The organism is Hymenobacter ruricola, assembly GCF_015694525.1.
GTDB classification, from domain to species: domain Bacteria; phylum Bacteroidota; class Bacteroidia; order Cytophagales; family Hymenobacteraceae; genus Hymenobacter; species Hymenobacter ruricola.
Map to the genome: position 1 here is coordinate 879,833 of NZ_JADQDM010000001.1, position 21,737 is coordinate 901,569.

General features: G+C 65.5%; 16 protein-coding genes and 1 pseudogene. 10 read left to right on the forward strand and 7 right to left on the reverse strand.

What is annotated here, in order from left to right; genetic code table 11:
• Positions 1–9 precede the first annotated feature (9 nt).
• Positions 10–876: a rhomboid family intramembrane serine protease gene (locus I2H31_RS03825; protein ID WP_196291661.1), complete on the forward strand. Its 867-nt coding sequence runs from the start codon at positions 10–12 to the stop codon at positions 874–876.
• Between the two features lie 18 nt (positions 877–894).
• On the opposite strand, the pseudogene I2H31_RS03830 reads toward I2H31_RS03825, so the two are convergent.
• Positions 895–1,314: pseudogene (locus tag I2H31_RS03830) on the reverse strand (TerB family tellurite resistance protein); the annotation flags it as partial.
• A gap of 272 nt (positions 1,315–1,586) precedes the next feature.
• On the opposite strand from I2H31_RS03830, the gene I2H31_RS03835 reads away from it, so the two are divergent.
• The 4 genes from I2H31_RS03835 (at position 1,587) to I2H31_RS03850 (ending at position 5,434) form a co-directional block, all read left to right on the forward strand.
• On the forward strand, positions 1,587–1,943 hold the full coding sequence (locus tag I2H31_RS03835) for a hypothetical protein (protein ID WP_196291663.1): 357 nt from the start codon (positions 1,587–1,589) through the stop codon (positions 1,941–1,943).
• Positions 1,940–3,778 carry a T9SS type A sorting domain-containing protein gene (locus I2H31_RS03840; protein ID WP_196291664.1) on the forward strand — a complete coding sequence of 613 codons (1,839 nt, stop codon included), beginning with the start codon at positions 1,940–1,942 and terminating at the stop codon, positions 3,776–3,778. The genes I2H31_RS03835 and I2H31_RS03840 overlap by 4 nt, the downstream gene beginning before the upstream one ends.
• A gap of 115 nt (positions 3,779–3,893) precedes the next feature.
• Positions 3,894–4,901 (forward strand): zinc-binding dehydrogenase, encoded by a 1,008-nt coding sequence (locus I2H31_RS03845; RefSeq protein ID WP_196291665.1) that lies wholly within the window; start codon positions 3,894–3,896, stop codon positions 4,899–4,901.
• Between the two features lie 257 nt (positions 4,902–5,158).
• Positions 5,159–5,434, forward strand: a complete 276-nt coding sequence (locus tag I2H31_RS03850; protein WP_196291666.1) for a hypothetical protein — start codon at positions 5,159–5,161, stop codon at positions 5,432–5,434.
• Positions 5,435–5,499: 65 nt separating this feature from the next.
• Here I2H31_RS03850 and I2H31_RS03855 read toward each other — a convergent pair whose 3' ends face one another.
• Both I2H31_RS03855 and rfaD read right to left on the reverse strand, forming a co-directional pair.
• Positions 5,500–6,900 (reverse strand): FAD/NAD(P)-binding protein, encoded by a 1,401-nt coding sequence (locus I2H31_RS03855; protein WP_196291667.1) that lies wholly within the window; start codon positions 6,898–6,900, stop codon positions 5,500–5,502.
• A gap of 145 nt (positions 6,901–7,045) precedes the next feature.
• Positions 7,046–8,014: an ADP-glyceromanno-heptose 6-epimerase gene (gene rfaD, locus I2H31_RS03860; protein ID WP_196291668.1), complete on the reverse strand. Its 969-nt coding sequence runs from the start codon at positions 8,012–8,014 to the stop codon at positions 7,046–7,048.
• A 67-nt stretch (positions 8,015–8,081) separates the two neighbouring features.
• Here rfaD and I2H31_RS03865 point away from each other — a divergent pair, with 67 nt between their 5' ends.
• The 5 genes from I2H31_RS03865 (at position 8,082) to I2H31_RS03885 (ending at position 15,766) form a co-directional block, all read left to right on the forward strand.
• Positions 8,082–8,993, forward strand: coding sequence for an ABC transporter substrate-binding protein (locus I2H31_RS03865; RefSeq protein ID WP_196291669.1), 912 nt, complete (start codon positions 8,082–8,084; stop codon positions 8,991–8,993).
• A complete protein-coding gene (locus I2H31_RS03870) occupies positions 8,993–9,994 on the forward strand; it encodes a FecCD family ABC transporter permease (protein ID WP_196291670.1) in 1,002 nt (333 codons plus the stop codon). The genes I2H31_RS03865 and I2H31_RS03870 overlap by 1 nt, the downstream gene beginning before the upstream one ends.
• A gap of 93 nt (positions 9,995–10,087) precedes the next feature.
• Positions 10,088–10,501, forward strand: coding sequence for a 6-pyruvoyl trahydropterin synthase family protein (locus tag I2H31_RS03875; protein ID WP_196291671.1), 414 nt, complete (start codon positions 10,088–10,090; stop codon positions 10,499–10,501).
• A gap of 114 nt (positions 10,502–10,615) precedes the next feature.
• Positions 10,616–11,728, forward strand: a complete 1,113-nt coding sequence (gene lpxB / locus I2H31_RS03880) for a lipid-A-disaccharide synthase (RefSeq protein WP_196291672.1) — start codon at positions 10,616–10,618, stop codon at positions 11,726–11,728.
• 291 nt (positions 11,729–12,019) lie between these two features.
• On the forward strand, positions 12,020–15,766 hold the full coding sequence (locus tag I2H31_RS03885) for a reprolysin-like metallopeptidase (protein ID WP_196291673.1): 3,747 nt from the start codon (positions 12,020–12,022) through the stop codon (positions 15,764–15,766).
• Positions 15,767–15,870: 104 nt separating this feature from the next.
• Here the strand turns inward: I2H31_RS03885 and I2H31_RS03890 are convergent, their stop codons facing one another.
• The 4 genes from I2H31_RS03890 to I2H31_RS03905 form a co-directional block, all read right to left on the reverse strand.
• On the reverse strand, positions 15,871–18,396 hold the full coding sequence (locus I2H31_RS03890; RefSeq protein WP_196291674.1) for a DUF3160 domain-containing protein: 2,526 nt from the start codon (positions 18,394–18,396) through the stop codon (positions 15,871–15,873).
• Positions 18,397–18,421: 25 nt separating this feature from the next.
• Positions 18,422–19,864 carry a CapA family protein gene (locus tag I2H31_RS03895; protein WP_230687464.1) on the reverse strand — a complete coding sequence of 481 codons (1,443 nt, stop codon included), beginning with the start codon at positions 19,862–19,864 and terminating at the stop codon, positions 18,422–18,424.
• Between the two features lie 234 nt (positions 19,865–20,098).
• Complete coding sequence (locus tag I2H31_RS03900) at positions 20,099–21,055, reverse strand: nucleotidyl transferase AbiEii/AbiGii toxin family protein (protein ID WP_196291676.1); 957 nt, start codon at positions 21,053–21,055, stop codon at positions 20,099–20,101.
• Between the two features lie 63 nt (positions 21,056–21,118).
• Positions 21,119–21,727, reverse strand: coding sequence for a hypothetical protein (locus tag I2H31_RS03905; protein ID WP_196291677.1), 609 nt, complete (start codon positions 21,725–21,727; stop codon positions 21,119–21,121).
• Between the last annotated feature and the right edge of the window lie 10 nt (positions 21,728–21,737).

The following is a 21,737-nucleotide window of genomic DNA, read 5'->3' on the forward strand; positions in this document are numbered from 1 at the left end:
GCTGCCTTGATGGAAGAAGCCACCCCCTCTGCGGGCGCTGGGCCCGGCTCCACCGCCGCCCTCGCCGCCCAGCTCTTCGCCCAAAAGCCCGAAGCCGAGCTCCTGTACCTGGCCCAGAACGCGGCCCGCTACCCACCCGCCGTGGGCGCCGCCGCCGTGGCCGAGCTCAAGCGGCGCGGCCTGCTGCCCGAGGCCACGCCCGCTGCCCCGCCGCCCCTGGCCGAAGCGCCCGAAACCTGGAGCCAACTGCTGGGCCAGCTGCTGCGGGGCTTGCTCATTCCGTCGCGCCGCTTCCTGGCCACGCCGCTGCTGCTCGATTTTACGCTGCTCATCTTCGGGCTGATGGTGCTCAGCGGTGTGTCGGCGTCGGCGCCCACGCCGCACCAGTTGGTGGTGTGGGGCTCCAACGTGTCGGGGCTCACGCTGCACGGCCAGCCCTGGCGCCTGCTCACCTACCAGTTTGTGCACGCCGGCCTCTCGCACCTGCTGCTCAACATGTTTTCGCTCTGGCTGCTGGGCCTGCTGGTGGAAGACCGGGTGGGGCCCTGGCGCCTGGCGTTGGTGTACCTGGCCAGCGGCGTGGGCGGCGGGCTGGCCAGCCTGTGGTGGCACACCGGCGGCATCAACTCGGTGGGCGCCAGCGGGTCCATCTTCGGCCTGTATGGCCTGCTGCTGGTGCTGCTGATTGGCAAAAAGCTGGTGCTGGACAAGTCTGACCGGCGCGCCATGCTGGGGCTGGTGCTCTACCTGGTACTCAGCAACCTCATTTCGGGCCTCACCGGCAACATCGACAACGCCGCGCACCTGGGCGGGCTGGCCACGGGCCTGCTGGTGGCGGGCCCGCTGGCCCTCATCGGGTTGAAACGGGCGAGCTAGAAGCCGCTCCACGGGGCGTTAGCTCACCGTGGGCGGGTTGGGGGAGGGGTTGGGCGGGCCGCCGGCCAGCTGGCTCACCATGTCGTCGAGGATGGACTTGCTGTAGCCGATGCGCATGGCGTACTCCTGGCACAGGCCGTACTCGCGGGCGTCGAGGTGGCCGTCCTGCATCATCATCTGCACCAGGGTTTGCAGCTCCAGGGTGCGCTGAATGCCCTCGGCCGGCACAATGAAGCTGAGCACCCCCAGATTGTCGGCGATGGGCATCACCTCCTCCGCTTTCAGCCCCAGCCGGTTGCCGATTTGCAGCAGAAAATCGCCTTCCTCCTGGCTGAGCTGCCCGTCGGCGGCGGCGACCAAAATCAGGTTCTGAAAAAACGCGAGCTTCTTTTGCGGCGTGTTCAGCACGGCTTCGAGGGAGTGGGTTTCGGGCATTGCGTTGGGGGTGCGAGAGTGAAAGGTGCCCGCGTCGGGGCGTTTCGTTTGAACGACGCCTTTGCAGGAAGGTTATCGACGCAACGAGCGCAGTTCATTTCCTGCTGCGGGCAGGCTGGTTCTTCGCGGGCCGCCGGGCTCCTGTACCGGCGAGCGACAGCAGGGGTAATGTTTTGAGCAACGCATTGAAAAATAATACCAAACGGCTTGCCTCTGAACCGGGTACTGATATATTTGGCTTCTCAACAATCGTTCTCTCTTCTTCATTGCTGCCCATGAAGGCCAACGACTGCGCCTCGGAAGGCTTCGCCAACGGCTTGCAGGGCCTCGTGGCGCCGCACCCGCCGGTCAGTACCTCGACTGTGGCCACTCAGGATGCCTTCCTGGCCCAGAACGCGCCCAACCCGTGTTCGGGCCGCACCTCGGTGAGCTACCGCACGCCCAAGGGCAGCGCCGAGGCAGAGTTGGTCGTCCGAAATTATTATTCGGGCGCAGTGGTGCTGCGGCGGGCCGTGGCGGCCGGCGAGCACACCGTGGAGCTTAATGTGACCCCTTTGGCGCCCGGCATCTACCACTATGCCCTCGAAGTTGGAGGCCGTCCCGTCGCTCACCATAACCTGCTGGTACAATGAGCAAGTTTCGTCGATTTTGCCAGTGTCTGACGGTAGTCGGGGGCTGGTGCCTCGTTCTGGCTGGCGCGGCCCTGGCGCAGCCCACGCTTATCGGCGAGCGGAAAAATACGCCTCGGTTTCAGGCCCTTTTCAGCAAGTCCTTTGAGTTACCTGGTCACCGGTTTGTGCATTGCGGCGAAGCAGATGTCACCATTCAGAGCCGAGGGAAGAAAGAGTTAGCACTAGTGGTGAGCAAAGCGTCGGGGGACACGGTGCGCTACCGGCGGCTGAACCTGAACCAAGCCGACGGCGGGGACTTCTTCGTGGACGTCGTGCTGGGCCCGGACCACCTGCTGACCTACCTCAGCAACCACCACGAGCCCAACGCCAGCCCCACGCTGCCGCCCGAGCGCTTCTACGCCCTGACGCAGGTGGACACGTTGGGCAACGTGCGCTGGCAGCGGCGCTACCCGGTCGCCGACGTCGCGTCGGTGGGGGCGCTCTTGCGGGTGCCCGACGGCTTTTTGGTGCTGGTCAACGGCGTCTCGCCGGCCAGCACGCCCGCGGCCACCTACGGGCAGGGCGGGGCGGCCAAGTTCGATTTGCTGGGCAACTTGCTCTGGCGGCGCACCTGGCCCAGCCGGGGCTACGGCGGGGTGGGGCTGCTCAACGGGCTGGTGGCCCGGCCCGACGGCTCGTACCTGGCCACGGGCTACTCGGACAACGGCACGCCCTACACCGGCGGGGCCGCCCTGCCGCGCTTCGACCACTGGCTGGTGCAGTTCTCGCCCCAAGGCGACACGCTGCGCACGGCCCGCTTCGGGGCGGGCGCGCAGTTCGACGGCGGCTTTTTCGTCTCCAACACGCGCGGGGGCGGGGCGCTGGTGAGCGGGGCCCGGCGCCTGCCCACCAGCGCCAACAACGACGCGCAGCTGGTGCAGGTCGACAGCCTCTTGCGCCCGCAGTGGACCTACACCCAGCCCAACACGAGCAACCAGAACGACTATTTTGGCTTCGCCTACGGCACCCCCCGCGGCGACGTCGTGTTCGGGGGCGGGCGCGTAAACGCCCTCACCCGGCAGGTGGGGGTGGAGTTCACCGCCTTCACGGCGGGCGGGGCGCCGCGCTGGGCGTTCCAGTACCGCTTCGGCAACGACCCGCAGCGGCCCACGGGCCTGGCCGCGCTGGTGGGCAGCGCCGACAGCTCGGCCTACGTGGTGGGCGGCACGCGGGCCACCAACCGGGCCACGGTCTACGAAGACTACTTCGCCCGCTTCGCCAACGTGGGGTCGCCGTATGTGGCGGAGCTGTGCCGGGTGCGGCCGCAGGCGCAGGTGGGCTACGCCTTCACGGCCGGCGGCGACAGCCTGCGCCTGGTGAGCCTGTCCACGCCCGGCCCGCGGCACGCCGAGTTGGCTCTGTGGCACTGGGACTTCGGCGACGGCACCTTTTTCGACGGGCCCGCCCCGCCGCCCCACCGCTACGCCGGCGCGCCGGGGGCGGGCACGGCCGTGCGGCTGACCGTGACCAACAACCTGGGCTGCACCAGCACGCAGGCCGTGTTCCCCTTCGCCCTGGCCACGGCCGCCGCCCGGGCCCTGGCGGCCGGGGCGCGCCTGTGGCCCAACCCCACGGCGGGCCGCGCCACGCTGGAGGTGCCCGGCCTGCGGGCCCAGGGGCCGGTGCGGGTGGAGGTGCTGAACACCCTGGGCCAGGTGGTGCAGGCGCGGGCCGTGGCCGTGCGCCAGGGCGTGACCCGGGCCGAGTTGGACTTGGGCGGCTTGCCGCCGGGCGTGTACGCCGTGCGCCTGCACGCCCAGGAAGGCACCGTGGTCAAGCGCTTAGTGAAAGACTAACGTGGCGTAGGCAGAAGAGGGAAAACGAGTAAGTAAATAATTACTCTTCGCGGGCGAGATGCTTCGGCTGCGCTCAGCATGACGTTCTTTTACTTGCTCATTGCTCACTGAAACCATGCAAGCTCTCCAACTCGACGCCATTAACCAGCCCGCCGCCGTGCGCGACGTGCCCACGCCCACGCCCGGCCCCGGCGAAATCCTCGTCCGGCTCCACGCCGCCGCCCTTAACCACCGCGACGTCTGGATTCAAAAGGGCCAGTACGGCGGCATCAAGCTGCCCTGCATCCTGGGCGCCGACGGCGCCGGTGAAGTAGCCACCCACGGCCCCGAAGTGCCCGCTGAGGCGCCCGCGGTGGGTGCCCGCGTGCTGCTCTACCCCGGCCTGCGCTGGGGCAATAATCCGAAAGTCCAGGCCAAAGACTTTGTGGTGCGGGGCATGCCCGACCCCGGCACATTTGCCGAATACATCACCCTGCCCGCCGAATACGTCCGGCCGCTGCCGGCCCACCTCAGCTATGAGCAGGGCGCAGCGCTGCCGCTGGGCGGGCTCACAGCCTACCGGGCCGCCTTCAGCCGCGCCCGGGTGCAGGCTGGCGAGCGGGTGCTGGTGACGGGCGTGGGCGGCGGCGTGGCGCTGCTGGCCGCGCAGTTTTGCGCCGCCCGCGGGGCCGAGGTCTGGGTCACGTCCAGCTCCGACGACAAGCTGGCCCGCGCCCGGGCGCTGGGCGCGAAAGGCGGCATCAAGTACACGGCTGAGAACTGGGTGAAAACCCTCATGCAGCAAGCCGGTGGCCCGTTCGACGTCATCATTGACAGCGCCGCCGGGCCGGCCTTCAACGCCCTGCTCGACGCGGCCGCGCCGGGCGGGCGCATCGTGTTCTACGGCGGCACGCTGGGCGCCATTCCGGACCTGCCGCCCGCCAAAGTGTTCTGGAAGCAACTCAGCATCCTCGGCTCCACCATGGGCTCGCCGCAGGACTTTGAAGACATGCTGGCGCTGGTGACCGAGAAGCAAATCGTGCCGGTGGTGGATGAGGTGTTCCCGTTGGCGGAAGGCGAAGCCGCCCTGCGCCGCATGGACGCCGGCGTGCAGTTCGGCAAAATCGTGCTGAAGATTGGCTGAGAAAGCAGGGGAGACAGAGCAAAAAGACCGTCATGCTGAGCTTGTCGAAGCATCTCGCGTGTGGCAGTAATTCATTCGATTGGTTTACTCCTGCACGCGAGATGCTTCGACAAGCTCAGCATGACGTTTTGGGTTCTAAAGCGTTTTGAAACACGCAAAATTATGCGCCAAAATCGGCCTCTACGGGAATGAAAACCGCGTTTTTAGGGTTACTACAATACGCTGATATTCCTCTAAAAGCCAGCCCGTTTTCACGTATGAAATCTGCCGCCGAATACCTCGAAGGTCGTGTGTTTGAAGCCCGCCGTCCGCGCCGCAACCTGCAGGCCGTGGTGGCCCACGCCGACGCCGTGCAAGCCATTGAGCAAGCCCTCGCCGACGCCGAGAAATACCGCTACCTGCTGATGCGCGCCCTGCGCCACCACGACGCGGCGCAGCCCACCGCCGCGCCCGCCCGCCTGGCCGACATTCGCCCCGCCTTCCCGGCCACGGAAGCGCCGGTTTTGCCTCTGTATCCGGCGTTGGCCGCTTAAGCCGCCATGCTTCCATTGCCCACAAAAGCCGCTTTCGCAGGGAAGCGGCTTTTTTATGGCCCCGGCTACGCGCCCTGGCTTACGCGCCGCGCCAGTTCCGCGGCTAAAGCGGCGGCCTGCTGCCGCAATTCCGGCACGGCCGTCGACTCAAAATAGGCCGGGCGCCGGCTGGGCCCGAGGGTGAAGAGGGTGGCGGAAACCACGCCGTCGGGGCCGCGCACGGCCCCGTGCGCGTCGGTGAGCATGCCCAGGCCCAGCGGGTCGGCGGCCAGGTGGCCGGCGTCGCGCAGGTGCATCACCAGCGGGTCGGCAATGCGGCCGTAGTCGAGCAGCGGGCCGGCGCAGCACACCACATGCCGGGCCGTGAGCCAGGAGCCGGGGGCGCCGTGGGGCCGCACGCGCACGTTCAGGTGGTCGCCGGCCGGGAGGATTTCGCGCACCGTGCCGATTTTCAATTGCACCAGGCCGGCGGCGGAGAGGTCGGCCAGGGCCTGGGCATTCTGGGGTGGGCTGCGGTGCCGGGCCACCGACCACGGGCCCGCCAGGTGCCGCAAAAAGCGGCGCTGCTCCACCAGCGGCCACGCGCCCCAGATGCGGCCCAAATCCGGCCGCAGGCAATCAATTACCTGGCGCCAGTCCACGCCCTGCGCCGCCGCCGCGCGCAAGTGGCGCTTGAATACGGCCAGCACGCCCGCCACGGTGGTTTTGTCGGCCAGCTCGGGGTAAAAGCTGGGGTAGGGCGGTGCCACCGGGCCGTGGGCGGTGGGCCAGCGGCCGTGCCGGGCCACCACGGTCACGGGCGCGCGGTGTCCGTCTTTGTGCAGGGCCAGCAGCACGTCCACGGCCGTCAGGCCGGAGCCGATGAGCAGCACCTCGTCATCTGGCCCGATGCGGCGCAGGTTGCCGATGGCCCAGGGGTCGGCGTGGTAGCCGGGGTGGTGCAGGTAGCGGTGGTCGGGTCCGGCGGGCGGCGGGGGCGGGAAGTTGCCAAGGGCTAGTACCACGTAGTCGCTGCTGATTTCGGTGCCGTTGGCCAGCAGCACCTGGCGGCGGCCCGGGCCTCCCCGTAAGGGTGCCGTCAGGGCCCTACTGTTGTGCCAGAGAATGCGCGGCGCGGCGGCCGTGGGCGCCAGGGCCGCACCCAGCTCTTCTTGCAGATAGCGCCCGTAGGTGGCCCGGGCGGCAAACTCCGGCACGCCAGCGGCGCTTTCGGGCTGGGTTTTCAGCCAGTCGGCAAAATGGCCGGGAGCGTCGGGGTAGAGGCTGAGCGCGCCGGGGCGCACGTTCAGCAGATACTCCGGCCGGCGCGCGCTGTAAGCCAGGCCGGGACCGGGAATTTCCCGGGGCTCAATCAGGTGAATTTCGGCCTGCCGCAACGCTGGCTGCTGCCGCAATTGCAGCGCCAGCGCCGTGCCCGCAAAGCCGCCGCCCACGATGGTAATGACGGGACGGACGGCGTGAGTCACGGGCGGGGGCGGCAAAGTGAAGTTAAGAACGTCATGCAGAGCGCAGCGAAGCATCTTTACCGCGCAACTAAGCATGTTTACTATTGCGGTAAAGATGCTTCGCTGCGCTCTGCATGACGACCAATAAAGTAAGTCGTTGGGCTAACTACATGTACCGGCCCGGCACCAGGTAGTTCTGCACGTAGTCCTGAATGCCGTCTTCCAGCCGCGTAAACGGCTGGTCGTAGCCGATGCTTTGGAGCTTGCTCATGTCGGCTTCGGTGAAGTACTGGTACTTGTCGCGAATGTCCTCGGGCGTGTCTTTAAACTGAATGTCCGCCGTGCGGCCCAGGGCCTGGAACGTGTTAAGAGCCAAATCCAGAAAGGTGCGGGCCTGGCCGCTGCCCAGGTTGTAGATGCCGGAATGGGTGCGGTTATTTAGCAGGAAATAGCACACTTCCACCACGTCCTTCACGTACACAAAATCGCGCATCTGGCCACCGTCGGTGTAGTCGGGATTATGGGACTTAAACAGCATCATCGAGCCCGTTTGCTGAATCTGGTGGAAGGCGTGGAAAATCACCGAGGCCATGCGGCCCTTGTGAAATTCGTTGGGGCCGTACACGTTGAAAAACTTCAGCCCGGCCCAGAAATAGGGCTTTTCGGCCTGAGCCAGGGCCCAGTTGTCGAAGTCGTTTTTGGAGTCGCCGTAGGGATTAAGCGGGCGGTAGAGCGGAAACAGGGCCTCGTCGGTGTCGGTGTAGCCCAGGGTGCCGTCGCCGTAGGTGGCGGCCGAGGAAGCGTACACCAGCGGCAAATTATACTTCACGCACGCCTGCCACATCTGCTTGGAATAGTTCAGGTTGAGCACGTCGAACACGGCCGGGTCCATCTCGGTGGTGTCGGTGCGGGCGCCGAGGTGGAAGACGAATTCCACCTGCTCGTGGTGGGCGTCGAGCCACTCAAAAAACGTTTCGCGGTCCACGTACTCGCGCAGCTTTTTGCCCTGGATGTTGGGCAGCTTCTTTTCAACTGAGAAATTATCCACCGCCACCACGTCGTTGAAATTGGCGGCGTTGAGGCGGGCGACTAGGCAGCTGGCAATAAAGCCGGCCGCGCCGGTGACTACTATCATAGGGTGGGGGCTTGAGGACGGGGCAAAGGTAAACCGACGCGCCGGGTGGCGCCGCTACCTTTGCGGCATGCGTTTCCTGTTGTTGCTTTTACCGCTGGCGTGGCTGGCAAGTTGCCAATCCGAGTCCAAACCGGCCGCCCCCGTGGCCGTGCACGATGGCATGGGCCGCGCCCTCACGCTGCCCGCGCACCCTCGCCGCGTGCTGGCCCTGGCCCCCAGCATGACCGAAATGCTCTACGCCGTGGCCGATACCGCCACCATCGTGGCCCGCTGCCCGCAGGATAATTTCCCCGCCGCCGTGCTGCAAAAGCCCGTCGTCAACAACTACCCGCTGGATATGGAGCGCCTCATCACCCTGAAGCCCGACGTGGTGTTCACCGTCGAAGGCATCACGTCGGTAGACGATGCCCAGCGCCTGCAGGACCTGGGTATTCCGGTATATTACATGCGTTTCCGTAAAGTTGAGGACGTATTCTCCGGTGTGGAGGAGCTAAGCCGGCTGCTGGGCCGCCCCGCGCAGGGCCACCGCGTGGCCGACTCGCTGCGCCAGCGTCTGAAAAGCCTCACCAGTTCACCAACCCAACCATCCGACGCCCCACCAAAAGTCCTGGCCATCACCTGGCAGGACCCCATCTACTGCTACGGCCAGAACACGCTCTTTACCGACGAAATCCGTTTGGCCGGGGGCCAGAACGCCGTCACCGAAACCTTTCCGCAGCCCTACCCGGCCCTGACGCGCGAATACATCCTCAAGCTCAACCCCGACGTGCTGCTCGGCGGCAGCTTCGGGAAGCTGGACAGCACGTTTTTCAAAAGCTACCCGGAGCTGCGCCGCATCAACGCGTACAAAAGTCGCCGCGTCTTCGCCATCACCGGCAACCTCATGGAGCGTCCGGGGCCGCGCGTCGTGGAGTCGGTGCGGGAACTCCAAGCGCTGCTTAATCAGCCTGCTGCCAAGTCAACCGCCGCCGCCCGCTGATGCCCGCCCGTCGCCCGTTGCTGTGGTTGATGCTGGGCCTGGGGCTCGTGGTGGCGCTGGTAGTGCTGGGCTTGCGCGTGGGCAGCTACGCCACTTCCTACGGCTTCATCCTGAATACTTTCCGGCATTACGACCCCGCCGACCCGGCCCAGCTGGTGCTGGTGCAGCTGCGGCTGCCGCGCCTGCTGCTGGCCCTGCTGGCCGGCGCCAGCCTGGCCGTGAGCGGCTACCTGCTCCAAACCCTCGTCACCAACCCGCTGGCCGACCCGTATTTGCTGGGCACGGCTTCGGGCGCGTCGCTGGGCGCCATTGCCAGCTACGTGCTGGTGCCTTCGCTCACGCTGGCGGGCGTGTATTTGCCGCCGGTGGCGGCGCTGGCGGGGGCGTTGGCGGCCACGCTGCTGGTGGTGGCGCTGGGCACGCGACGGGGGCGCATTTTGCCGGCGCCGCTGCTGCTGGCGGGGGTGGCGGTGGGGGCGCTGGCCTCGGCGGTGGGCAGCCTGCTCACGTTTCTGGCCTCGCCGGAGGGCAGCCTGCGCAGCGTGGTATTTTGGGCGTTTGGCAGCTTCGAGCGGGCCGGGTGGGGCGTGCTGCCGTACCCGGCGGCGGTGCTGATTGTCAGCCTGTTCGTCATGGCTTTTTTGCAGAAAGACCTGAACCTGTTGCTGCTGGGGGAGGAGCGGGCCGCTGCCCTGGGCCTGCCGGTGGCGCGGCGGCGCTGGCTGCTGGTGCTGCTGGCGGCCGGCCTCACCGGGGGCGTGGTGGCACTGTGCGGGCCGGTGGGCTTCGTGGGCCTGCTCATTCCGCACCTCACGCGGGGCCTGCTGGGCACCACGGGGCGCTACAACCTGCTGTTTTGCGCGGTGCTGGGCGGCGGCTTTTTGCTGGCCTGCGACCTGCTGGCGCGGCTGCTCTACCCGCCCGCCGGGCTGCCCGTGGGCTTGGTCACGGCCCTGTTCGGGGTACCCTTCTTCGTATATTTGCTGCGGAAAAATAATTAAGCTATTAGCCTTTAGCTGTTAGCTGTCAGCTTCTTTTTTGGAGGAAGCCCAAGAAAGCTAATGGCTAACCGCTAGTAGCTAAAAGCTTAGAAAATGATTTACGTTAGCCGCCAGGAACATTTCAACGCCGCCCACAAGCTGCACAACCCCAAGTGGAGCGACGAGCGCAACCGCGAGGTGTTCGGCCCCTGCGCCAACTCCAACTGGCACGGCCACAATTACGACCTCATCGTGACGGTGAAGGGCGAGCCCGACCCCGAAACCGGCTTTGTGGTCGATTTGAAGGCCCTTTCCGACCTGCTGCGCACGCACATCACCGAGCAGGTCGACCACAAAAACCTCAACCTCGACGTGCCCTTCATGGCCGGCCAGATGGCCAGCACCGAAAACCTGGCCATCGCCTTCTGGCAAATTCTGGAGCGCGAACTGCCCGCCATCACCCAGGCCCGCCTGCACTGCGTTAAACTCTACGAAACGCCGCGCAACTTCGTGGAATACTACGGCTGAAGAAGTTAAGAGTTGAGAGTTGACAGTTAGGAGTTGGACCTTGGCGGATTTTCGCGCAGGTGCCATTCAGAACCAGAACTCCTAACTCCTAACTATTAACTCTTAACTCACTAAATGAAGTATTACTTAATAGCCGGCGAACGTTCGGGCGATTTTCATGCGGCCCACCTCATGCGCGAGCTCAAGGTGCAGGACGCGGCCGCGCAGTTCCGTTTTTGGGGCGGCGACATGATGGAGGCCGAGGGCGGCGAGCTGGTGCGCCACTATAAGGAACTGGCCATCATGGGCTTTGTGGAGGCCGCTACCAGCGTGCTCAAGTTTCGGGGCTACCTCAAGCAGTGCCAGCAGGACATCCTGACCTTTAAGCCCGACGTGCTGATTCTGGTGGACTACGCCGGGTTCAACATGCGCATGGCCCGGTTTGCCAAAGAACGCGGCATCAAGGTGTTCTATTACATCTCGCCCAAAATATGGGCCTGGAACCAGAGCCGCGTCGAGAAGGTGAAGGCCTACGTCGACAAGATGTTCGCCATTCTGCCGTTCGAGCGCGAGTTCTACGCCAAGTTCGGCTACGAAATCGACTACACCGGCAACCCCACGGCCGACGCCGTGGCCGAGTTTCAGCCCACGCCCGATTTCTACGAGCGCAACCGCCTCGACCCCGAGCGGCCCATCATTGCGGTGCTGCCGGGCTCGCGCAAGCAGGAAATCGAGGAGATGCTGCACGAGATGATTGCCATTCTGCCAGGCTTTCAGGAATACCAGTTTGTGGTGGCCGGCGTCACAAACCTCGACCCTAATTACTACAAGCACTTCCACCGCAACGGCATCCGCTTCGTGTTCGACCAAACCTTCGACCTGCTGGCGCACGCCGCCGCGGCGCTGGTCACGAGCGGCACGGCCACGCTGGAAACCGCCCTGTTTGGCGTGCCCCAGATTGTGTGCTACCGCACCAGCCTGCTGAGCTACACCATCGGCAAGATGGTCATCAAGGTGCCCTACATCTCGCTGGTCAACCTCATTGCCGGGCGCGAAGTGGTGAAAGAGCTGATTCAGGGCGACTTCACGGCCCGCAACCTGCTCGACGAGCTGCGCACGATGCTCACCGACGCCGATTACCAGGCCCGCATCCGGGCCGGCTACACCGAGCTGCGCGAAAAGCTGGGCCAGCAGCAAGCCGCCAAAAAAACGGCCGAGCTGATGGTGAAGTACTTGCAGCCCGCCTAGCGCACGGCTTGCGAAGGCCCTGGCTTTACGAGTTCAGGCGAAAGCGTCTTCTGCTATAAATAATGCAAAGCGTCCCGCGCTGAGGAGTAGCCTCGGGGCAGGGCGCTTTTGTGTTCCCGTAAACTTCTTTGCCCCAAACGATGGCTTGTTATCGGCCTGAAGGGCGTTAGTGCCGGGCAAAGCGACGGATGCGCACGGCAAGCGACCTAATTCGGGCGTTGGTCGATTTTGACCGGGCGGGCATCGGCGGCCTGTTATATTTACTGCTTCCACCCAACTCACTCGCCCATAATGAAGAAACGATACCTGCCCCGGCCGGCTCGCCCCCAGCTGCCCTCCAACTCGTCGGCCCGGAAAGGCCCTGCCCGTATGGGCCGCTTGTTGCTCGCACTTTTTGCTCTGTTGGGCGTTTCGGGCGGTGCCCGGGCCCAGCGGCTTGACTCGCCCTTCTTCCGGGCCGATGCCGAAGCCAAAGCTGCGGCGGCCACCTCGCCGCTGGCGGCGGCCCTGTTTCACTCCCAGGCCCTGACCCTGGACCTGGCCAGCCTGCGCGCCGCTCTGGTCACGGCCCCGCTCGAAACCAAAGCCGGCGCCGCGCCCCTGGTCCTGGCGCTGCCCCTGCCCGACGGCCACCTCGGCCGGTTTGCCGTGCGCGAGGCGCCCATCATGGAGCCCGCTTTGGCGGCCCGCTTCCCCGCCATCAAAACCTACGCCGGCGTGGGCCTCGACGACGCAGCCGCGTCGGTGCGCCTCGACGTGACGCCCATGGGCTTTCACGCCCAAGTGCTCACCGCCAACGGCAACAGCTTCTACATCGACCCCATGAGCCGGACCGACGTGCGGCACTACCTCGGCTTTTATAAGAAAGACATGAACCGGGCCGCGGCCGGTGCGGCGCTGACCTGCGGCTTCGACGCCAAGCAGGACGCCCCGAAAGCCAAAGCCGGCCGACCGGCCGCCGCGGCCAGCCGCGCCACCGCGCTGCTTTCAAGCGGCCCGCAGCTGCGCACCTACCGCCTGGCCTTGGCCTGCACGCCCCAGTACGCCCTCACCAAGGGCAACACCGTGGCCGGCGTGATGGCCGGCGAAGCCACCACCGTGAACCGCGTGGTGGGCGTGTACGAGAAGGAACTGGCCGTGCGCCTGGTGCTCATTGCCAATAACGACCAGCTGATTTTCCTGGACGGGGGCACCCCGCCGCCCACGCCCTACAGCAACGGCAATGGTAACGCCATGCTGGGCCAGAACCAGTCCAACATCACGGCCATCATCGGCGCGGCCAACTACGACATTGGCCACGTAGTGAGCACCGGCGGCGGCGGCGTGGCCTACCTGGGCGTGGTGTGCGACAACGCCAACAAGGCGCGCGGCGTGACCGGCTCGCGCACCCCTGTGGGCGACTCCTTCGACATTGACTACGTGGCGCACGAGATGGGCCACCAGTTTGGCGGCAACCACACCTTCAACAACGACGACTCGGGCAGCTGCGCCGGCAACCGCGAGGCCGACGTGGCCTACGAGCCGGGCTCGGGCTCGACCATCATGGCGTATGCCGGCATCTGCGGCTCGCCCAACAACCTGCAGCCGAACTCGGACCCGATTTTTCATACCGCCAACTACCAGGAGATGCGGGCGTTTATTGACGGCACCACCTGCAGCGTGAACTCGGCCACCGGCAACACCGCGCCCGTGGTGACGGCCGTGCCCGCCAGCGGCAAGGTGCTGCCCATCGGCACGCCCTTCAAGCTCACGGCCAGCGCCACCGACGCCGAAAATGACGCCCTCACCTATATGTGGGAAGAGCTGGACCTCGGCCCGGCGGGCTCGCCCAACGCCACCCAGGTCCCCGGCCAGGCCATTCCGCTGTTCCGCTCTTTCACGCCCAACTCCAGCCCCACGCGCTACTTCCCGCGCCTGATTAGCCTCGTGAACAACACCACGGTGCTGGGCGAGCGCCTGCCTACCGTGACGCGCCCCCTGAACTTCCGCTGCACCGTGCGCGACGAGCACAACGGCTTGGTGGGCGTCATCGGCGGTGTTAACTACAGCTCCACGGTGAGCCTGAGCAGCAGCGCAACCGCGGGTCCCTTTGTGGTGCAGGCCCCCAACACGGGCGTGACCTGGGTGGGCGGCGCCGCCCAAACCGTGACCTGGGACGTGGCCGGCACCGACGCGGCGCCGGTGAGCTGCGCCGTGGTCAACATCCGCCTCAGCCTCGACGGTGGCCTGACCTACCCCACGGTGCTGGCCCAGAACGTGCCCAACAACGGCGCGGCCGTGGTGGTGGCGCCCAGCCCCGCCACCGCCCAAACGCAGGCCCGCATCATGGTGGAAGCCGCCGATAACTACTTCTTCGACATTTCGGACGCCAACTTCACCATCTCGCCGCCCGCCGTGGGGCCCACCATCACCAGCTTCACGCCGACCGGCGGGATGCCCGGCACGGTGGTTAGCATCCTCGGCTCCAACTTCACGGGCGCCACGGCGGTGGCTTTCAACGGCACGCCGGCGGCCAGCTTCGCGGTGGTTTCGGCCACGCAGCTTACCGCCACGGTAGCCGCGAGCACCACCACGGGCCCCATCACCGTGGCTACGCCCGTGGGCACGGCCACTTCGGCCACGCCGTTTGTGGTGGGGGCACCGCCCACCATCACCGGCTTCACGCCCGTCACCGGCCCCGTGGGTACGGTGGTGGTCATCACGGGTACGAATTTCACGGGCGCCACGCAGGTGCGGTTCAACACCACGGCGGCCGTGACGTTCGCCGTGAATTCGGCCACGCAGATTACGGCCACGGTGCCCGCGGGCGCCACCACGGGCTACATCTCGGTGACCACGCCGGTGAACACGGCCGTGTCGTCGGCCGTGTTCACCGTAATTCAGCCGCCTACCATCACATCCTTCACGCCGACCTCGGGCCGGGCGGGCACGGTGGTGGTGCTCACGGGCACCAACTTCCTCGGCGCCACGCAGGTGACGTTTAACGGGACGGCGGCGCCGGCATTCACGATTAACTCGGCCACTCAGCTGACCGCAACGGCGCCGGTAGGCGTCTCGACGGGCCCCATCTGCGTGACCGGGCCCGGCGGCCAGGGCTGCTCGGCCACGTCCTTCGGCCTAGCGCCTGCCAACGACCTCTGCGCCGATGCCATTGCCATTGCCTGCGGCCAGAGCGTGACGGGCAGCACGGTGAACGCGACCGACGCGGGCGACCCCACCGGCAACTGCGTGGCTGATATTGACGCGGGCGGGGTGTTTTACACCATCGTGGGCACGGGCAACAACCTAACCGTGTCGACGTGCAACGCCGGGACCAACTTCGACACCAAGCTGTTTGTGTACTCCGGCGCTTGCGGCGCCTACGTGTGCGTGGGCGGCAACGACGACGCCAGCAACTGCAACAGCAACGGTGGCGTGTCTTCGACGGTCACCTTTGCGTCGGTGCTGGGCGAGACGTACCGCATTTTCGTGACGGGCTACGACGGCGAAGAAGGCACGTTTGTGCTGCGCGCCACCTGCTCGGCGTCGGCGCCCACCATCACCCAGATATCGCCCAACAGCGGACCGGAGGGCACCACCGTCACCATCACCGGCACCAACTTCACGGGGGCCACGGCGGCGAGCTTCAACGGCCTTCGGGGCACGTCCTTCACCGTCGTCAACGCCACCACCATCACGGTGGTGGTACCCACGGGCGCCACCACCGGCGACGTATACCTGTCCTCGCCCAACGGCGCCAGCAACGGCAGCCTGTTCACCGTGACGCCGCTGTCGGCCACGGCCAATGCCAACCAGAGCACGTTCAGCGTGTGGCCCAACCCCATTGCAGCCAAGGGCACGCTGCATCTCACGCTGGCTTTGCCGGCCCGCTCGGCCAGCCTCACGCTGCGCAACGTGCTGGGCCAGACGGTGACCACCCGCAGCTTCAGCGGCAGCAGCACCGAGCTGTCCACGACCGGCCTGGCCACCGGCACCTACCTCCTCACCGTGCAAACGGAAGGCCGCGCGCCCAGCATCCAGCGCGTGGTGGTGGAGTAGATGAACGTCTGGCTGAGCATTTCAGCCAGTTTCCATCACAAAAAAGCCCGCCGAATTGGCGGGCTTTTTTGTGATGGAAACTATTGGCCTTTCTTCCCCGGGGCTCAATACAGGCCGTCCACTTCTTTGGTGTTGACTTTGGGAATGGGCACGATGAACTCGCGCAGCCAGGTGGGCCGGGGCGGCGGGCTGGTGCGCAGCCTGGCCTGCCACTCCTCGTCGGTGAGCGGACTGGGGCTCTGAAATTCGTAGTAGCTGAACACCGGACCGACGGCCACCACGGTGGTGCCGTTGATTTCGACCACCGTGTAGAGGGCATCGACGGCGCCCACTGCCTCTTCCAGCCGCAGGGCGTTGTAGGCATACACGTCGGCTGTCACGCCCAGATGGCGCTCCCGCTCGGGCAACCGGTCGGTTTTGAGGATGTTGAATGTCAGGAATTCGGCCCAGCCCCCAATTTCCGACAAGTCGGCCATGTCGGCTTCACTCACTTTTTCGTGGCGCAGCTCCTGCTGGGTGATGCGGCGCATGGTCGCTATTTTCTCGCGCAGGTCCTTGTTCAGGCCGCTCAGGTGCGGCGTGTTGGCCTTGAGGCGGGTGAGGGACTGCTCCTGAAAAGCCAGCAAGGCCAGGGCCGCGTCCCAGAACGGCAGGTTGGGCTCCACGTAGGCCAGAATAATGGGCGGGGGCGGGCCGCCGTCGCCCCCGCCGCCCATTTCAGCCGCCATCGGCTGCTCCGAATACAGCAGCAGGTCGTGCTTCAGCTCAGCCCAGCCGCCAAGGGCCGTGCTCAGGTTGCGCTTTTGCCAGGCCGGCGTGGCGGCAAACAGCGGCGTGCCGGCGGCCGGCGGCGCGGGCTTGTTCAGGCTGAGCAGGGTTTGCAGGGTTTTGGTGTAGAGGTTGCGGTCCCAGGCCGGCGCGGCCCCAAACTGCTTCTGCAACTGCCGTAGCGTGTCGGGGAAGGCGGGCCACTGCACGGCTTCGCGGTAGTGGTTCAGCAGCACGTCCTGGGCGGCGGGCGTGCCGAAGGTGGCAAACACGTCGAGGCCCTTCGGGAACGGGCGCTTTTTGTTGCGCACCTCGGTCAGGCGCGACAGGATTTCCGCGTCGAACGTGTAGCGGCCGGCCGTGAAAAGCAGGGTGGGGCGGTCGAGGGCTTCCTGGGCGTGCACGGTGAGGCCCTTGGCGCGCACGCGGTCGGTGCCGGTGGCCAGCAGCGCCGGGCGCAGGCGGGCCAGCACGGCCGGGGCGGCCAGTTCGTCGAGGGTTTTGCCGGCGTAGCCGGGGCTGGCCAGCAGCTTCAGCAGGTTGGTGAGCGAGCGGTTGTCCTCGTCGCCCACCAGCACGTCGAGCACGTGCGTGAAGTTCTGGAAGCCCTGCGTGGCGGCGGGGTTGCCGGCCAGGGCTTTGGCCAGGGCCACGGCGCGCAGCAGGCCGGCGTCGGTGTCGAGAAAAACCGGGGCCGTGTTCAGCCACTTCACCGTGCGGAAGTAGCGCCTGGTGGTGTCGTTGCGGGTGTACATGCCGCGCGGCTTCAGCGACTGGTACTCAAACAGCGAGTCTTTGAGGAACAGCGAGCCCTTGCCGTCGGCTTGGTTAGCGTTGGCTATTTCCTCCAGGGCAGCGGCCGCGTAGGTGGGCGGAACCTGCCCCGACTGACCGGTGAGCAGGCTCTGGCCCACGGCGTAGTAGGTGGCAGCCCACTCGGCGGCGGCGCGGGCGTCGGGCTGCTGGCTCTGTGCGGCTAGGGTGCGGGCCTGGGCATTGCCCTGGCGCAGCACGGTGGCCACCACGGGCAGCAGCCGCTCTTCTTCTACGTCTTCGAGAATGCCGTTCAGGTACTTGTGCAGCAGCTGCAAGAATAAATCGGTGGTGACGAAGGCCGGCGTGAAGGCGTACTCGCCCTTGTCGTAGAGGTAAAACAGCTGCTCTTCTTTGGTTGGCACCAGGGCAAAGTTGTTGCGGGCCAGCACCGTGCGCAGGGCCGGCGGCAGCAGAAACTCGCGCTGGTTGGTCACGAAGTCAGGCCCAATCATCGGGTAGCCGCCCGGCTTGGTCACGCGGCTGGCCAGCAGCCTGTCTTCAAAGGCCTTGACTTTCTGCTCAAAAGCCGCCTCTTGTTGGTTGAGCGGCACGGGGATGATTTCGACGGGTAGCTCCTTGCCCGTCGAGTCCATTTGCTCGCTCCACACCGGCTTGTACCAGTTGGTTTTGTCGAAGTAGCGCCGCAGCGTGGCGTTCATGAAGCAGTAGCCGTTGCGGGCGTAGAGCGTGTTGCGCAGCAGCACCAGGTCGAGGTAGGACTTGCCGGCCAGGTCCTGGCCGTAGTCGAAGGCGGGCAGCGGCTTGCGCTTCAGCGAGTCGGCAAGGGCGTATTCGCCGGAGGGGTCAAAATATTCTTTGATGTAAGGCCGGGCGTAGACGTTGGCCAGTGCGGTTTTGTCCTCGGTGAGCACCACGGGCACCTGCTCGCCAAACCCGTTGTCGTGCAGAGTGCTGCCCGTGGGCACCGCCGGGCCTGCCGCAGAGGAAGAAGAGGCCGCTGCGTGCCGCTCCCAGAGGAAATAGCCCGCGGCCAGTGCCAAAACGACGGTCAGGCCAATGAGCGGCAGGTAAAGTTTACGATTCATGCAAAAATAAAAGGAAGGAAAAGTGTCATAAAACGAAGCACCGGTACGCGGCATCCAACGACCGCCGCCGGGCCAAAAAGCCATCGAGCGCCAGCCCAAAGCCTTGCCAATGGTAGCGCCCGATGCAGTAGCGGCCATCGGGCGCCCGCTCCAGGGTGCGAACATACGTGCGTCCGTTGGCACTCCGTTCGGTCCGGAAATAGAGCAGCCGGTACGTCAGCCGCGAGCCGCGCCAGCGCGGCTGCAGCCGCCCTGCCGAGTCGAGGGCGTACACAAATAGCCGCCGGTGCAGGGCGCTGTCGAACCGAGTGGGCTTGATGGGGCCAATCAGCAAGTCCGTGTAACCGTCGTTGTCCACGTCGCCCGACCCAAACGCGTAAATCGGAAACCGAAAATCCACCACGGAAGCGCCGCCATTGGCCGTGGGCAGCCACACCTGGGTTTGGCGGGCACGGGGCAATGCGCGCAGCCGGGCCGTGGCCGCGCCGGCCGGGCCTGCCACGGCGGCCTGCCGCTCAAAGAATCCCGGCAGCGAATCCTGCGCCGCGCCGGGACCGGTGGGCTGCAGCCGCCAGCCCCCGGCCGCGCCCGCCGGCACCAGTCCCACCTCAGGTGAATAGCGCCGGATGCGGGTTGCCAGCGCGGCCTGGGCGTGGGCACCGGCGGGGCGGGGCACGGCGCCCACCAGCTGCAGCGGCCGCAGGTACGTCGCCACCACGCGCCCCGCCCGCAGGTCAAAATCGGCCTGCACCGCCAGCGCAGTAGCTTCCCGGCTTTGGTCGAACAGGAAATTGCCCAGGCTGTAGAGGATGGGCTGGCCCCGGTAAAACTCCACGGTTTGCACCACGTGCGGGTGCGCGCCCACCACGGCCGCCGCTCCGCAGTCGACGAGCGTATGGGCTTGCTGCCGCTGCCGGGCGGTGGGCTGGCCGGCATATTCGGTGCCCCAGTGCAGGTACACCAGCACCGCCCGTTGCGGAAACAAGGTTTTGTAGGCGGCCAGCCGCTGGCAGAGCGCGGCAAAATCGCGCCCGCACACGCAACGCTTGCCCGCGCCGCCCGTCCGAAATTCGGAGTACGCCAGCACGGCCACGCTGCTGTCCCGGCCTAATAAGGTAGGCAGGCAGCCAGTCGCAGAATCAGCCTGGTATCCCAGCGGGCCCAGCCTAGCGGCGCGCACGGCGCGTTCCGTATCGCGCAGGCCCACCAGGTGCTGGTCGAAGGTGTGGTTGTTAGCCAGCGATACGTGCGTGAGCCCCAGCCGCCGCAGCCACCCCGCCCAGCGCGGCTTGGCCCGAAAGGTGATTGGCTTGGTTGCTGGCTGCTCAACGGTGGTGAGCGGGCATTCCAGGTTGCCGATGACGTAGCGGCTGCCGGCCCACCAGCGGCGGGTGTTGCGGCGCAGGGCAACGCTGTCGCGGGCCAGGGCGGCCGGCACGCCGCGGGCCAGTAGCACGTCGCCCACCATGCTCACACGCAGCGGTGGACTGGGCGACGGGGGCCGGCAAACTGTCAGCACGCCACCTAACATTCCCCCGCCAAGAAGATAGGTCAGAAACAGAATGCGCGCAGCTATTGAAAATCGCAAGACGGGATGCAGTGGGGGCGAAGGTAAAGGCTGGCGCTAAAGCCTTGCAGCCACTGCTATGCCTGCAAGGCTTTAGCGCCAGCCTGGGGCACTTGTTCTACACAAACAACGGACTTATTCAGCGCGCCGAGGAGTAGGTAAAGGCAGATACTCAAGCACCGCTGCGTTGATGCCGGCATTGTTCAGCGCTAGCTGAAAATCTGCAAGTAGCTCAGGCAATGACGTATAATGCTTGCTGCCTGTGCCGAGGTGATGACCGTATTGTAAGTAGATGTTGCCAAATGGGTTAGATGCTTTGTCCCCGAGGTTTAGCAGCTGATGAAACCACAACGACTCGCGCTGACCAAACTTGCGGCTGTCGGCAGCGGCATCTCCGGTTGCGTAGTAGCGAATCTTCTTAGGGTCGACCTGGTCGCTGTGGCACTCGTCCACGAAGGCTTGCAAAGCGGCGGCCCGGGTGGGAGCATCAAAAGCAGGCACGGCTAGCAGCGCTATCAAGTCGGTGAGGTCTTTGTAGCGGGGGCGCACCAGGGTCTGGTGTAGCTTCCAGGCCACTTGCAAGGCCAGCGGACAGGTGCGCGGCACGAGAAAGGTCTCCCCGTCGAGGGGGTGGTAGGTGAGCGGGACTGGCGGCGGCTCCACCACCAGGTTGAAGCTTACATCAACCGAAATGCTGAGCATTGTGGCTTCGGTGGCGGGAGAATAGCTGGGTAACCAGACGCCTATATCCGTATTCACGGTGGGGAAATCGTCGGTCATGGCATAGTCCATCATGCGCCAGAACGTGTTTTCCCGGAAGCTCTGGAAAGTGAAGCCGTCGGTGGCGGGCTGCTCGGTTACGGCCGTAGCCCAGGCATTGAGCAGGGTGCGCATTTGCTCTTCGCTCTGGGCTGGAGTGAGGCACACCCAATCCAAGTCCTGCGGAATCCGCTGCTCGGGGTGAGCAAAGTATTGGCGCGTTACGAAGCTGCCCTTCAGCATAAATGGGCCACCTACTGCTGCCGCCCGCCGAATAAAGGCCTCCTGCGCCAGCATTTCATTGTGCGGAGTCCAAAGTTTTTCGGGTGTCATAAGGTGTCGTTACTAATTATCAGTTGTTATTCATCAGGCCCTTTTGAACACGGACAACTGAAATCAGGTGGTTAGCCAACCGGCATCGAGCGATATCTGGCTGTCAAAAAAACAAAATTCGGCTTGCTGCTTGGCTACGTTCCAGCCATTGGCGGCTAGTCCGTCCTGTACCGCTGCTACGCGGGCAGCGAACTGGGCAACTGGCCCGAACTCGCGCAGGGTAACGAAACGGGTATCTGGCCGATGGCGCAACGCATTGGAGGAGAGGTGTACCGCGTGCTGCTCACACCAGGCCCGCAGCTCCGCTTCCCGCTCATACCATACCCGGCCGTGCCACTCATAGTATGTGCCGCCCGTTGCAAGCTGCGCCAGGCGTGCCCAGGCCGCGCCCCAGGCTGGTACCTCCAGCTTAAGCCGTAGCACCGAGTAGCCACCATCTCCAAACTGCTCCGCCAGCTTCCTCGCCTCTACGAGCGCAGTGGCTGGGGCGATATCCGTTTTTACAAGGCTCAACATCGGTTGCTGGCAATGCTGGCCCCGTGCCAGTTCAATAAGCAAGGCCTTGCCACCAACCCGCTGGCACAATGCCTCAAAGCCTGCCAACCCGTTAGGCGTCAGTGGAGCAGTAGTCAGGTGAAACTCAACTGGTAAGGCATTTAAGGAATAAGACACGGAAAGGCAA